Below are 14,981 nucleotides of genomic sequence, written 5' to 3'. Positions count from 1 at the left end.
CCCACGGCACTCGCTGCTCCGTCTGTGCGGAGGAACGGGTGCCGTGGGGCTCCGGTGGAGCTGATCGGGACGCGGGCCGAACCGGAGGTCCGGCGCGTCCTCGGCTCAGCTCTGTTCGACGAACTCGATCGCGGCGATGGTGATGTCCTCACCGGATTCCTCGGTCGTCAGCGACCTGATGCGGCCCGCTGCTCTGAGGTCACCTTCTGCCGCCGTGATCGCGGAGACGACGGAGGCCGGTGCCTGGATGGTCACCGAGGCGACCTCGGTCTTCTGCGAGACCTTGGCCTCGGTCTTCGTGCGGCGGATCTCGGTCAGTGCCGCAGCCACCGCAGCCAGAAGCTCGGGATCGACGGTCGAACCCGGGTGGCTCAGTGCCTCATCGGCAGGCCACTGTGCACGATGGACCGAACCGGTGCGCCACCAGGACCAGACCTCTTCGGTGACGAACGGTGTGAACGGTGCGAAGAGACGCAGCAGCACGTCCAGGGCCGTAGCCAGGGTGACGTGGGCCGACAGCTGATCGTCGGACCCGGCAGAACCGTAGGAGCGATCCTTGACGAGCTCGACATAGTCGTCGGTGAACTCCCAGAAGAAGCTCTCGGTCACCCGCAGAGCGTGAGAGTAGTCGTAGGCGGCCATATGCGTTCCCGCCTGTGCAACGACGTCGGCCAGTTTCGCCAGCAGCGCCCGGTCGAGATCGTGGGTGACGGATCCGAGCTGACCGATGAGTCCGGCATGCACGCCCTGCGCGAGAGCGAACTTCGACGCATTGAGCAGCTTCATGGCCAGACGGCGTCCGATCTGCATCTGTGTGACGTCATAGGCGGTATCGGCACCGAGCTTCGCACTGGCGGCCCAGTAGCGCACGGCATCCGGACCGAATCCGGGCTTCGCCTCACCGAGGATGTCCGAGGGCACGACCACATTGCCCTTCGACTTCGACATCTTCTTCCGATCCGGGTCGAGGATCCAGCCGGAGAGTCCGGCGTGTCTCCACGGCGCCGAATCGTTGAGCGAGTTCGCCCGGACGACGGTCGAGAACAGCCAGGTGCGGATGATGTCGTGGCCCTGCGGGCGTAGGTCGAACGGGAAGACCTTGTCGAAGAACTCCTCGTCCCGCGACCAGCCGCCGAGCAGCTGCGGGGTCAGCGACGACGTCGCCCAGGTGTCGAGCACGTCCGGATCGGCGGTGAACCCGCCGGGCACATCGCGCTGGTCTTCCGTGAAGCCGGCAGGAGCCTCGGCGATGGGGTCACAGGGCAGCGATTGAGGAACGATCGGATTCTCGTAATCGGGCTGTCCTTCGGCATCGAGGCGATACCACAGCGGGATCGGGACACCGAAGAACCGCTGCCGGGAGACCAGCCAGTCACCGTTGAGATTCTCCACCCAGTTCTCGTAGCGGGAGCGCATGTACGCCGGGTGCCATTCGATCTCGCGCCCACGAGCAATGAGCGCATCCCGCAGTTCGGCCGAACGACCGCCGTTGCGGATGTACCACTGACGACTGGTGACGACCTCGAGCGGCTTATCGCCCTTCTCGTAGAACGGGACCGGATGCGTGATCGGCTCGATCTCACCGATGAGGTCACCGGAGTCGATGAGCATCTGCGCAATGTCCTTGCGGGCGGAGAAGGTGGTCTTTCCGGCCAGAGCCTCATAGTTGGCCACAGCATCGGACTTCGGCGAGCTCGCGATCCACTCGGGCACCTCGAGGTTGAGGCGGCCGCCGCGGTTGATGACCGCGCGGGTCGGCAGATCCAGCTCTCGCCACCAGGTCACGTCGGTGAGATCGCCGAAGGTGCAGACCATGGCGATGCCCGTGCCCTTATCGGACTTCGCGAGTTCATGGGCACGGATCTCGACGCTGACGCCGAAGAGCGGTGAGACGACATTGGTGCCGAACAGCGAGGCATAGCGTTCGTCGTCGGGGTGGGCGACGAGCGCCACGACAGCGGGAATCAGCTCCGGGCGGGAGGTGAGGATGATGATCGGCTCCGCCGTGGTGTCGGCCAGGCCGTCGGCGCCTTCGGGGAAGAACTTCACCTTGTGATAGGCGCCCTCGCGTTCACGATCTTCGAGTTCGGCCTGAGCGACAGCGGTGCCGAAGGTCACGTCCCACATCGTCGGGGCATCCTGCGAATAGGCATGGCCGTTCTGCAAATCGGTGAGGAAGGCCCGCTGGCTCACCGCACGCGAATCGTCATCGATCGTGCGGTACGTGAACTTCCAATCCACCGACAGACCGGTGGAGCGGAAGAGGTCCTCGAACACCTTCTCGTCCTCGGCCGAGAGCTGCTCGCACAGCTCGATGAAGTTCTGGCGCGAGACCTTGACGAAGTCGCGCGAATTCTTCGGTGCCTTCTCCGGCGGCTGGAAGTCCGGGTCGTAGTGCCGACTGGGGTCGCAGGTGACTCCGTAGTAGTTCTGCACCCGTCGTTCGGTCGGCAGGCCATTGTCATCCCATCCCAGCGGGTAGAACACGTTCTTGCCGGTCATCCGCTGATAACGGGCGATGATATCGGTCTGGGTATAGGAGAACACGTGTCCGACATGCAGCGACCCCGAGGCGGTCGGCGGGGGAGTGTCGATCGAGTAGACCTGCTCGCGATCGGTGTCGACGTCGAAGGCGTAGACGTTCTGCTCGCTCCACGCGGCGTCCCATTTGTCCCGCAGCCCCTCGAGGGCCGGCTTGTCAGGAAGGTTCACTGACTCGTGCGTCGAGTCCGAAAAGGCAGGTGTGTTCATAGTTGCTGATTTTCTCACCCGGTTCGCGATCGGCCAAACCGGTTCGCGCCCGTGGCCGCGCGAAGCCCCACCCGAGCTTGAGGGCAGCACTCCCGCCTCGGCTGCCCCAGCTCGACGGCGTGGGAGAGCTCACACTCTGAAGGCGCAGTGAGTCGCCTGCGTCGCGGGCAATGACATCATGGACACATGGCGCCCCTGGACCGAATTCCGACAGAGAATCCGCCGCCCACGTCGACCGCGTGGATGAATCCGGCACGTGCGATTGCGATCATCGCCGTCGTGGCCATCCATTCCCTGGGCACCGTCGTCGAAGAGAACTTCGCGGGAATGGGTCCCGATTGGTGGCTGGCCAACGCCGTCGACTCCGCCTGCCGGTGGTCGGTGCCGGTGTTCATCATGATCTCCGGCGCGTTGGCCCTCGACCCCGACCGGGGCGGCAAGCCGCGCACCTTCCTGTCCAAGCGGGTCCGGCGGATCGGCATCCCCCTCGTGTTCTGGACGATCGTCTATGTTCTGTTCCGCCGCTTCTACCTCCAACCTGATGACCAGGCGTGGAACCCGGGCATCGCGATCCTCACCGGTTCACCCTTCGTCCAGCTCTATTTCCTCTACGTCCTCGCCGGACTGACCCTGCTCACCCCGTTCTTCCGACTGCTGAGCGTCCACGGCTCCCGCCGTCTGCAGTGGGGGACCGGGCTGATCTTCCTCGGCATCGGCATGACCGACCAGTGGGTGTCGATGATCTTCGACGTCGGCGAAGCCAATATCGCCACTCGGTTCCTGCCGATGGCCGGTTTCTACATCCTCGGGTGGGTGCTGCGCGATATCGTCCTCTCCGCCAGGGGCGCCGTCGTGGCCTGGGCGAGCTTCATCGTCGCGTCCGCCGGAACCGCAGTCTGGGCCGGCCTGGGGCCGGGGGAGAAGCCGTGGATGTTCCCCTACGAATATCTCGCCCCCGGAGTCGTCGTCGCCGCCATCGCTGCGTACCTCCTTCTGCATTTCCATATGCGCGAAGGATTCGGATTGCTGCACCGGTTCTACCCGTATTCTTTCGGAGTGTTCCTCCTCCATCCGCTCCTGCTCTACCCGGTGCGCAACGCCATGGGCCTGCCGAACACCGTGCCGGGAGTCCTCCTCCACGCCGTGATCATGCCGATCGCCTACGCGCTCGTCTGCGCCGCGATCACCTGGCTGGCCGTGAAGATCCCGGGTGTCCGCGCCGTCTTCGGCGAGGGCGGCCCGCGCAATCCGCACTCCCGACCGAGCACGCCGACGAACCCTGTCGCACCCGACTCACCCGATCCTGCCCGGAGCCGACCGAATGACAGCGATCCCGACTCAGAAGACACCGCTGCCGGCCGAGAGCCGACTCCGTAGACTGAGAAGCGGACAGGAGATCCCGCGACCGGAATCCCGACTCATGACCCACCGACAGACCCGACAGAGGAGAACTCAGATGGAAACTCTCAGAGCAGTCGTCACAGGAGCCAGTTCCGGAATCGGTGCCGCCGCGGTCAGACAGCTGCGAGACCAGGGCTGGGACGTCGTGGCGGTAGCCCGCCGTGAGGACAAGCTCAAGGCCCTCGCCGAGGAGACCGGAGCCGACTACATCGTCGCCGACCTCACCGATGACGCCGCCGTGGCGTCCATGGCCGAGCAGGTGCTCGCCGGGGGAGTCGTCCATTCCCTCGTCGCCAATGCCGGGGCCGCCTTCGGAACGGACACCGTCGCCGAGGCGTCGGTCGACGGGTGGCGGGACATGTTCGATATCAACGTCCTCGGTGTCCTGCGCGTCGTCAAGGCTCTGCTTCCGGCTCTCATCGACTCCGGCCGCGGAGACATCGTGGTCATGTCCTCGACCGCAGGTCATCAGGCCTATGAAGGCGGTGGAGGCTATGTCGCTGCGAAGCACGGCACCCACTCCGTTGCGGCGACCCTGCGCCTCGAACTCGCCGGCGAACCCGTGCGCGTCATCGAGATCGCCCCGGGAATGGTCGCCACCGATGAGTTCACCTACAAACGGGTCGGCGGTGACGAAGCGAAAGCCGCGAAGGTCTATGAAGGAGTCGAGAATCCGCTCACCGCGGACGACGTCGCCGATGCCATCGTGTACACGCTCACCCGGCCTCACCACTTCAACGTCGATCTCATGGTCATCCGGCCCATCGCACAAGCCGCTCAGCACAAGGTCGCCCGCAACCGCGGACTGTGACTGCTCACGGCTGCTGCCCGCGGCCGGCTCGGGGATGGGTTTCGGCTGAACCCGCCGAGTGGTCTCGGGCGGAGTCGACGGTATACGATTGTCTTGCGTCGATCCGGCTATCACCGGGGAGCATCCGGAAGAACGGAACGAGCGTCCTGATCGCTGCGTTCTCAGTAGACCCGGACGGGTGGACCCGTCATCGTCTGAGTCAATGAGCGATCCGCTGACCGTCCTGAACCGGTCGGACTGCGGATAAGCGAGGTGGTACCGCGGCAGACTGTCGTCCTCGTGACAGTGACCGCAGTGACCCCGAAGGACGCTCATGACCCAGCCTCTCTATCCCAAGGTTTCGACCTCGACGTTCGGACTCTCCAGCTCCCCGAACTTCCCTGCCATCGAAGACGCCGTGCTGCGCTATTGGCAGGAGGACGACACCTTCAAGGCATCGATCGCCCAGCGCGACGCCGGTGTCAACGGCGAGAACGAATTCGTCTTCTACGACGGACCTCCCTTCGCCAACGGTCTGCCGCACTACGGTCACCTGCTCACCGGATACGTCAAAGACGTCGTCCCGCGCTTCCAGACGATGCGGGGCAAGAAAGTCGACCGTCGGTTCGGCTGGGACACCCACGGCCTGCCGGCCGAGCTCGAAGCCGAACGTCAGCTGGGCATCACCGACAAATCCGAGATCGGCCGCATGGGACTGGCCGCATTCAACGACGCCTGCCGCTCTTCGGTCCTCCGCTACACCCAGGAATGGGAAGAATATGTGACCCGTCAGGGCCGGTGGGTCGACTTCGACAATGACTACAAGACGCTCAATGTCGAATACATGGAAAGCGTCATCTGGGCGTTCAAGCAGCTGTGGGACAAGGGCCTCGTCTACGAGGGCTATCGCGTGCTTCCCTACTGCTGGAAGGACGAGACGCCGCTGTCGAACCATGAGCTGCGTATGGACGATGACGTGTACAAGATGCGTCAGGATCCGGCCGTGACCATCGGCTACAAGCTCAAGGACTCCGACGAATGGGTCCTCATCTGGACCACGACGCCATGGACCGTTCCGTCGAACCAGGCAGTGGCCGTCAACCCGGAGATCCCTCTCGTCGCGGTCGTGCCCGGAGAAGACGGAGCAGAAGAGCTCCAGGGCAAGACGCTCATCCTCGCCGAGGCGCGGCTCGGCGCCTATGCCCGTGAGCTCGGTGCCGAACCGCAGGTCCTGCGCACCTTCCCCGGCAGCGAACTCGTCGGCGCCGCCTATGAACCTGCCTTCCCCTACTTCGAGGGCCGACAGGACGAATTCGGCGAGAAGATGCACACGATCCTCGCCGCGGACTTCGTCACCGTCGACGACGGCACCGGTATCGTCCACCAGTCACCGGCCTTCGGCGAAGAGGACAAAGAGCTCACCGACTCGTACGGCATCACCGCCGCCCGCCCCGTCGACGATGCCGGTCGTTTCGATACGACTGTCGCCGACTACGCCGGTCAGCAGGTCTTCGACGCGAACAAGGCGATCATCAAGGACCTGCGCAACCACACCGGGCCGATGGAATCGCGGAATGCGCTGTTGGTCCGCCACGAGTCCTATGAGCACTCCTACCCGCACTGCTGGCGCTGCCGGAACCCGCTGATCTACCGTGCCGTGTCGTCCTGGTTCGTCCGCGTCACCGAGTTCAAGGACCGCATGGTCGAACTCAACGAACAGATCAACTGGGTGCCCGACAACGTCAAGCACGGACAGTTCGGCAAATGGCTCGAAAACGCCCGCGACTGGTCGATCTCGCGCAACCGCTTCTGGGGTTCGCCGATCCCCGTGTGGATCTCCTCCGACCCGGCCTACCCACGCACCGACGTCTACGGATCTCTGGCCGAGATCGAAGCGGACTTCGGCCGACTGCCGCGCAACGATTCCGGCGAGGTCGACCTTCACCGCCCGTGGGTCGACGACCTCACCCGCCCGAACCCGGACGACCCCACGGGCAAGTCTGTGATGCAGCGCATCCCGGAGATCTTCGACGTGTGGTTCGACTCCGGATCGATGAGCTACGCCCAGGTGCACTACCCGTTCGAGAACTCCGAATGGTTCGACAACCATTTCCCGGCCGACTTCATCGTCGAATACGTGGGGCAGACGCGCGGCTGGTTCTACCTGCTGCACGTGCTGGCCACAGCGATCTTCGACCGTCCCGCATTCACGAACTGCATCTCCCACGGCATTGTCTTGGGCTCCGACGGGCAGAAGATGTCGAAGTCTCTGCGCAACTACCCCGATGTCAACGAAGTCTTCAATCGCGACGGCTCGGATGCCATGCGCTGGTTCCTCATGGCCTCGTCGATCCTGCGCGGCGGCAATCTCGTCGTCACCGAGCAGGGCATCCGCGACGGTGTCCGCCAGGTCGTGCTGCCGCTGTGGAACACGTGGCAGTTCTTCGCCACCTACTCCAACGCCGCCGACGGCCCGGCGGGGGAGAAGACCGGCTACCAGGCGCAGACGCGCTATGACTCCAGCCAGGTCCTCGACCGGTATCTGCTGGCCAAGACGCACGACCTCATCACCGAATTCGCCGAGGCGTTGGACGGCCTGGACATCTGGGCGGCATGCGAACTCGTCCGCAGCTACCTCGACATGCTCACGAACTGGTATGTGCGCCGTTCGCGCCGCCGGTTCTGGGACGGCGGTGCCGACACGCATGAGTCCTTCGACGTGTTCTACACCTGCCTGGAGGCATTCTGCCGGGTCGCTGCACCCCTGCTGCCGTTCACGGTCGAAGAGATCTACCGCGGACTGACCGGTCAGCGGTCGGTGCACTTGGCCGACTATCCCGACGCCGATGTCTTCCCCGCCGACGCCGACCTCGTCGCGGCCATGGATCTCACCCGCGATATCTGCTCAACGGCTTCCTCGGTGCGCAAGGCCAATCAGCTGCGCGTGCGCCTGCCGCTGTCGCAGCTGACCGTCGCCACCGACTCGGACCTGAACTCCGACTTCACCGAGATCATCGCCGATGAGCTCAATGTGCGCACCGTCGAGGTCCTCGACGTCGCCGAGGCGGAAGCCGCCGGATTCTCCCTGTCGCAGAATCTCGTCGTCAACGCCCGTGCCGCGGGGCCCCGTCTGGGCAAGCAGGTCCAGCAGGTCATCAGGGCCTCGAAGACCGGCGATTGGTCCGTTGCCGACGGCACCGTGGTCAGCGGCGGAATCGAACTCGTCGACGGCGAGTACACCCTCGAATCCGTCGCCGAATCCGGCACCGAAGGCATGGAACTCGCAGCTCTCGACTCCGGCTTCCTCGCCCTCGACACCCGGGTCACCCCGGAGCTCGAGGCCGAAGGCATGGCCCGGGACGCCGTGCGTGCCATCCAGGGCATCCGCAAGCAGCTCGACCTCGACATCTCCGACCGGATCGCCGTCACCGTCGAAACGGGCTCTGAGGCGGTCGCCGCCCTCGAACCCCACGCGGACCTCATCGCCGGTGAGACACTGACGACCTCGCTGACCTTCGGTCCGGTCGAGTCCGACGCCGAGGTATTCAGTCCCGAAGAGCTTCCCGGCGGCACCCGTCTGGCGGTGAAGCGCGCATGAGCGACGACGACACCTCAGCCGAGGATCCGCTGGCTGCAGCCGAGGAGCTGCTGGCCGCTGTCGAAGGTCCGCAGTCCGGGGACGAAACGGATCCGGAACCTCTGCCCGAACCGGTCGTCGATGAGGCCACTCGCGCGGAACTCGCCCGGGTCTACGCTCTGCTGTTGGCCCGGGCGGGGGAGACCCAGGTCGAACTTCGCCTCGACGCGACCCGGCGGGCGTGTGAGATCCTCGGCGATATCCACACCGCGGCCCCGACGATCACGATCACGGGAACCAACGGGAAGACCTCGACGGCGCGGATGATCGATTCGCTGGTCACCGCACACGAGCTCCGCGTCGGCCGGTTCACCAGCCCTCACCTGCATTCGGTGACGGAACGGATCTCCGTGGACGGTGCCCCCGTGTCCGTTCACACCTTCGTGCGCATCTACGACGAGATCGCCCCGTATCTCGAGATCGTCGATGCTCAGCTCGAGGCCGAAGGCCGTGCGACGCTGACCTACTTCGAAGCGCTGACCGTGCTGGCCTTCGCCGTCTTCGCCGATGCCCCCGTGGATGTCGTCGTCACCGAGGTCGGCATGGGCGGAGCCTGGGATTCGACGAACGTCGCCGATGCTCAGGTGTGCGTCTTCACGAAGATCGGACTCGATCATCAGGCGTTCCTCGGCGACACCATCGAGGAGATCGCCGCAACCAAGGCCGGCATCCTCGATCGCAAAGTCGCAGACTGCCCGGCCCCGGACCCCATCGCCGTGTCTGCCGTCCAGGACGAATCCGCCCAGGCCGTCCTCGATGAGGAGGCCGCCCGTCGCGGGGTTCCGTTGGCCACCGAGGACCGGGACTTCCGCCTCCTCGAGCGGCAGCGAGCCGTCGACGGTCAGCTCATCACCGTGCAGGGCCGCAGGGACGTCTACTCCGACCTGTTCCTGCCCCTGCACGGCATCCATCAAGCTCACAATGCCGCGGTCGCGATCGTCGCGGCCGAAGCCTTCCTCGGCGCCGAAGACAAGCCGCTCGACCAGGTCACCGTGGCCGAAGGGCTGGCCCGGGTGACCTCACCGGGCCGTGCCGAACTCGTGCGCACCGGGCCCAGCGTCGTCGTCGACGGCGCCCACAACCCGGATGCCGCGCATGTGCTCGCCGAGACCCTCACCGAGGCGTTCGACTTCGACTACGTCGTCATGGTGCTGGCGATGCTGGCCGACAAGGACAGCGACGGTGTCATCGAAGAGCTTCACCGCAGCGCCGATGTGTTCGTCGTCAGTGAGAATCTCAACTCCCGTTCGCTGCCGGCAGGCGACCTCGCCGAGGCGGTCAGGGAATGGGTCGACGAGGATTCGGTCATCGTCGCCGCCGATCTCAATGCCGCCCTGATGAAGGCCATCGACCTGGCCAACAGCGTCGATGCGAAGAGCCCGGGGATCGTCGTCACCGGTTCCATCTACACCGTGGCCGAGGCTCGTGTGCTCCTCGGACGAGGGGAGGAGCAGTGAAATCGAAGTACCCCGTCCTGTGCGGATCGATCCTCATCTGCGAACTCGTCGTCGTCTACTTCGCCGTGCTCACGACATTCGGCCTGTCGGTGAAGTCTGCGCAGACCCTGACCCTGGCCCAGCTGCTCATCGGAGCCTCGATCGTCGCCGTGCTGGCGATCATCGCCGTCATCCTGCTGCCCCGGCGGATCGGTGAGAGACGCCCCGGCGTGATCATCGGCTGGGTCGTCCAGGGACTGCTGCTGGCCTCCGGCTTCGTGCTCACCTCGATGTTCTTCGTCGCAGCGCTGTTCATCGCACTGTGGGCGGTGGCCGTCTACTGGTCGGCGCGCATCGATCGTGAGGTCGCAGCGCGGGGCTGACCTGTCAGGGCGCCGAGGCGAGCACCGCCGGGGCGCCCGGGTAGACTGTGCACCGACGTCCACACGCAATCGGAAGGACCGGAATGGAACGTACGCTCATCCTCATCAAGCCCGACGGAGTCGCTCGCGGTCTCGTCGGACAGATCGTGGCCCGAATCGAAGCCAAGGGCTATGCGATCGACGCCTTGGATCTCCGTTCGGCCACCGCCGCCGAACTGGCAGCACACTATGCCGAGCACGAAGGCAAGCCCTTCTACCAGCCGCTCGTCGACTTCATGTCCGAGGGCCCGATCGTCTCGATCATCGCTTCCGGGCAGGGCGTCATTCCCGGCTTCCGGTCGCTGGCGGGCGCCACCGACCCGACGGCTGCGGCTCCCGGCACGATCCGCGGCGACCTCGGCCGCGACTGGGGTGAGAAGGTGCAGAAGAATCTCGTCCATGGATCAGATTCCACCGAATCGGCCGAACGCGAGATCGGGATCTGGTACCCGGCCGAAGTCTGACGGTTCGCAGCACATCGCACACGGCCGCAGTCCGGCCCGCACCGGTCGGATGCGGTGAGGGCGCCCCACCACTCGGTGGGGCGCCTTCGCTGATTCCGCAGCTCGAGAACAGGACGGCGACTGCCGGCTCGGATCACGATCACGTTCGCGGTATCAGAGCAGATTGGAGAAGAACGCCCAGAACTGCACGACGATGCACGCGACGATGATGAGCATCCACAGCACCGACAGGGCGATGTTCTCCTTGGCCAGGACCCTCAGCACCGCATTGTCGGCTGTCCGCCGGCCGAAGACGCCGGTGAGGAGATTGCGGGCGGTGACGGCCATGAACATCGGAATCGTCACGGTCCACACGATGATGCACCACGGACAGCCCACTCCGATCTTGTAGATCGAGACGTAGAAGAGGAACATCACCAGTGCCACGCCGCAGCCCAGCCCGATGTTCAGCCCGATCATCACCCATCGGGGCAGACGGGTTCCGGAGAGGATGAGCACTCCGAGCAGCAGCGGGATGACGAAGGCGGCGATGCCCATGAGCTGATTGGGAAAGCCCAGCAGCTCTGCTTCGGCGTGCTCCATGACCGATCCGCAGGAGAAGAAGGGGTTGAGGTCGCAGGAGAGCACGACGTCCGGGTTCGCGAGCTTGTCGTACTTCTCCGCCGACAGCGAGAACGAGGCGAGGAAGCCGATGACCGAGGCGATGATGAGGAAGATCCCGAACGGAGCGGATCTGAGCACCCACGACGAGGTGGTGCCGGCGGTCTCGAGATCATCGGAATGAGTCAATGTGGTGTTCACCCCTCAAGAATGCCTGTCCGTGCCCGGCACGGCAAACCCCGTCCCAGGAGAAACCTCAGCGCAGGACACTTCTGTGACATAATGGTCTGACGGATACCTGTTCTCACACCGAACAGGAGAAGTGCCTCCACCGAGACGAGGGTATGACCTCGCAGGTCGTCAACAAGATGAGGCAGCACGGAAGGCCTACGCGCTGAGCGCGAGCCTCACGTGCCATCCACAGGTTTCGGTCCAACGCGGACCATGCAAGGATCCGAAGATCCGTACGGTGTGGACGGCGTCTTCGGACTGGGAGATACGATGAACGATACGTCGAACGACGGTACAGAGTCGACAGATCCGACCGATGGCATTCTCGCGGACCTCGCGAATCTGCAGCAGTCGGTCAGTGCCAAGAACGCAGAGCACGAGGATGTCGACGACACCGTGCGCGCACGCCTCGATGACATCGCCGAGGCGGCCGAATCGCTGCGCATCGGCGATGCCGACGACGCCGATGAGGACGAACCCGCCCCCCGCCGAGGCAGCCCGAAGTCAGCACGTGACGCGGTGGCCAATCGGGGGCTCGTCTTCGAGGAATTCGTCCGAGGTGACTCGGACGACGACAGCGACGACGATTCCGATGACGATTCCGATGACAGCGCGGGCCCTGACAACGGGAACTCCGACCGCGCACCGGAGACTGCTCAGGCGGCGCCGAGCTTCGACCCGCGCAATCCCTTCGCGGCACCTGCGCCGCCGGCTGCCGCACCCGAACCCCGCACCACCCCTGCGGCACCCTACGACGGCGGTCTGATCTTCCAGGTGCCGAAGGCCGAACACGCTGAGGTCGTCACGATCGAGGACGACTCCGACGACTGGGACGATTCCCGCGACTCCGATGACGACGCGTCGTCCTCGCAGGAGAACAGGCAGAACGACAACGACGAGGACGAGTCCGCAGCCGGACCGCGCAGGCGCCGAGGCGGGCGCGGACGTCGCTCGCGCAATCGCGATGACTCACACGACGATTCCGCGGACTCCGCCGACGACGCGAAGGACTCCGCGGACGAGACCTCGGATGCCGCCGACGGGCAGAGTTCGAAGTCGTCGAAGCGAGGAACACGGTCGAACAGACGCGGTTCGAAGCAGAGCTCCGATGCGGACGACGATGACTCGCCGTCGAAGTCGGATCACAAGGACTCCGACCACAAAGCCTCCGACGATTCCCATTCGGACGACGACGATGACTCCGACTCCGGTTCACGCCGGCGCCGCCGTCGTCGCTCCCGCACACGCAGCACCGACCGCGACGAGGTCACCTCGCTCAAGGGATCGACCCGGCTCGAGGCCAAGCGCCAGCGGCGCAAGGAAGGACGCGAAGCCGGACGTCGTCGTCCCATCATCACCGAGGCCGAGTTCCTCGCCCGGCGTGAGTCCGTCGACCGCACCATGCTGGTGCGGGAGAACGGCGACCAGACACAGCTCGTCGTCGTCGAAGACGGGATCGCTGTCGAGCACTACCTCAAGGAGAACCGGCAGCAGTCATCGCTGATCGGCAACGTCTACCTGGGCAAGGTGCAGAACGTGCTGCCGAGCATGGAAGCGGCTTTCATCGATATCGGCAAGGGCCGCAACGCCGTGCTCTATGCCGGCGAAGTCAACTGGGACGCACTCGGCATGGACGGCAAGGCCCGCCGCATCGAAACCGCGCTGAGTCCCGGTGATGCCGTGCTCGTGCAGGTGACGAAGGATCCGGTCGGGCACAAGGGCGCCCGACTGACCGGTCAGATCTCACTGCCCGGGCGTTTCCTCGTCTACGTGCCCGGCAACTCGATGACGGGAATCTCACGGAAGCTGCCCGACAATGAGCGGGCACGCCTGAAGAAGCTGCTCAAACAGCTCGTCGGCGATGCGAACGGCGTCATCGTGCGCACCGCCGCCGAAGGCGCCACGGACACCGATCTCTCACGTGACGTCGATCGTCTCGCCAAGCGATGGGAGACGATCGAGAAGAAGTCGAAGTCGACGAAGGTGCTGGCGCCGCAGCTGCTCTACAGTGAGCCCGACATGATCGTGCGCATCATCCGTGATGTCTTCAACGAGGACTTCAGCTCGCTCGTCATCGACGGCGACAGTGCATGGAACACGATCCACGAGTACGTCGAATCGGTGGCCCCGGACCTGCTCGAACGCGTCCACAGCTACAACGAGGACAAGGACATCTTCGACCACTACCGGATCGAAGAGCAGATCCAGAAGGCGCTCCAGCGGACGGTGAATCTGCCCTCGGGAGGGTCGCTCGTCATCGACCGCACAGAAGCGATGACGGTCGTCGACGTCAACACCGGCAAGTTCACCGGATCCGGAGGCAACCTCGAGGAGACGGTGACCCGCAACAACCTCGAAGCCGCCGAGGAGGTCATTCGACAGATCCGTCTGCGTGACATCGGCGGCATCATCGTCGTCGACTTCATCGACATGGTGCTCGAATCCAACCGGGATCTCGTGGTCCGCCGGCTCGTCGAGTGTCTCGGTCGCGACCGGACGAAGCATCAGGTCGCCGAGGTGACATCGCTGGGTCTCGTGCAGATGACGCGCAAGCGCATCGGCACCGGACTCGCCGAATCCCTGGTCAGCGCCGGTGAGGACCTCACCGGTCGGGGACTGCTGCTGCCCGGATCGGAAGAAGACGGCTCGAAGGCTCATCGCGGCAACCGGTCCAACCACGACAACCGTCGTGATCGGAAGCGTCGGAGCGACTCGGGTTCGAAGACCAAACACGGCGAGTCCGAGTCGACCGAGGAGACCGTGTCATCGGATGCGTCCCGGTCGGCCGTCGCCGCGATCGCGAAGGCCACCCTGAAGAAGGACGACACCGAAGCGACCGAGTCGACGTCGAACGCTCAGACTGCTGACTCGACGAACGGCGACGAGACCGGCAAGTCCCGCTCGCGTTCACGCAGCGGTCGCCGCCGTTCCCGCTCGAACCGCAGCGACGAAGCACAGGAGGCGGCGACCGACGAGAAGTCGAGCGCAGAGAAGTCGAGCAGCGGGGAACAGAGCACCGGCGAACCGACGCCGGCTGCCGAACGGAAGCCTGCAGCCGAATCCGAACCGGCCTCCGAAGAGCCGAAGGACCTGCCGTTGATGATCGGCGCGGACAGCGAGACGAAGGTCGCTGCCGCCGCACCGGTCAAGAGCGCTCCGGCGAAGAAGAGCGAACCGGTGAAGAAGTCTCCTGCCCCCAAGCAGGAACAGCTGCCGAGTTCGTTCGTCATCATCGGTCAGGACTGACAC

General features: G+C 64.9%; 9 protein-coding genes. 7 read left to right on the top strand and 2 right to left on the bottom strand.

Going from position 1 to position 14,981, the window contains the following annotated elements; genetic code table 11:
• Positions 1 to 105: 105 nt before the first annotated feature.
• A complete protein-coding gene (gene valS, locus AD89_RS0101295) occupies positions 106 to 2,751 on the bottom strand; it encodes a valine--tRNA ligase (protein ID WP_025776804.1) in 2,646 nt (881 codons plus the stop codon).
• A gap of 186 nt (positions 2,752 to 2,937) precedes the next feature.
• On the opposite strand from valS, the gene AD89_RS0101290 reads away from it, so the two are divergent.
• From AD89_RS0101290 to ndk, 6 genes are all read left to right on the top strand, one after another.
• Complete coding sequence (locus tag AD89_RS0101290; RefSeq protein WP_025776803.1) at positions 2,938 to 4,128, top strand: acyltransferase; 1,191 nt, start codon at positions 2,938 to 2,940, stop codon at positions 4,126 to 4,128.
• A gap of 79 nt (positions 4,129 to 4,207) precedes the next feature.
• Positions 4,208 to 4,963 (top strand): SDR family oxidoreductase, encoded by a 756-nt coding sequence (locus AD89_RS0101285; protein ID WP_025776802.1) that lies wholly within the window; start codon positions 4,208 to 4,210, stop codon positions 4,961 to 4,963.
• A gap of 313 nt (positions 4,964 to 5,276) precedes the next feature.
• Positions 5,277 to 8,540 carry an isoleucine--tRNA ligase gene (ileS, locus tag AD89_RS0101280; protein WP_025776801.1) on the top strand — a complete coding sequence of 1,088 codons (3,264 nt, stop codon included), beginning with the start codon at positions 5,277 to 5,279 and terminating at the stop codon, positions 8,538 to 8,540.
• Positions 8,537 to 10,036, top strand: coding sequence for a bifunctional folylpolyglutamate synthase/dihydrofolate synthase (locus AD89_RS0101275; RefSeq protein WP_025776800.1), 1,500 nt, complete (start codon positions 8,537 to 8,539; stop codon positions 10,034 to 10,036). Before ileS ends, AD89_RS0101275 begins: the two co-directional genes overlap by 4 nt.
• Positions 10,033 to 10,398, top strand: a complete 366-nt coding sequence (locus tag AD89_RS0101270) for a DUF4233 domain-containing protein (protein ID WP_025776799.1) — start codon at positions 10,033 to 10,035, stop codon at positions 10,396 to 10,398. The genes AD89_RS0101275 and AD89_RS0101270 overlap by 4 nt, the downstream gene beginning before the upstream one ends.
• Before the next feature lie 83 nt (positions 10,399 to 10,481).
• Positions 10,482 to 10,901 (top strand): nucleoside-diphosphate kinase, encoded by a 420-nt coding sequence (gene ndk, locus AD89_RS0101265; RefSeq protein WP_025776798.1) that lies wholly within the window; start codon positions 10,482 to 10,484, stop codon positions 10,899 to 10,901.
• Between the two features lie 153 nt (positions 10,902 to 11,054).
• Here the strand turns inward: ndk and AD89_RS0101260 are convergent, their stop codons facing one another.
• The gene (locus AD89_RS0101260) at positions 11,055 to 11,702 is read right to left on the bottom strand and encodes a vitamin K epoxide reductase family protein (protein ID WP_025776797.1); all 648 of its coding nucleotides are present in this window, start codon (positions 11,700 to 11,702) and stop codon (positions 11,055 to 11,057) included.
• Between the two features lie 243 nt (positions 11,703 to 11,945).
• Here AD89_RS0101260 and AD89_RS0101255 point away from each other — a divergent pair, with 243 nt between their 5' ends.
• Positions 11,946 to 14,978 carry an Rne/Rng family ribonuclease gene (locus AD89_RS0101255; RefSeq protein WP_081770299.1) on the top strand — a complete coding sequence of 1,011 codons (3,033 nt, stop codon included), beginning with the start codon at positions 11,946 to 11,948 and terminating at the stop codon, positions 14,976 to 14,978.
• The last annotated feature ends 3 nt before the right edge of the window (positions 14,979 to 14,981 follow it).

The sequence above is a fragment of the Brevibacterium sp. VCM10 genome (genome assembly GCF_000583215.1).
Lineage (GTDB): Bacteria > Actinomycetota > Actinomycetes > Actinomycetales > Brevibacteriaceae > Brevibacterium > Brevibacterium linens.
The sequence above is the reverse complement of the archived record's forward strand: the minus strand, read 5'-3'. Positions and strand labels throughout refer to the sequence as shown.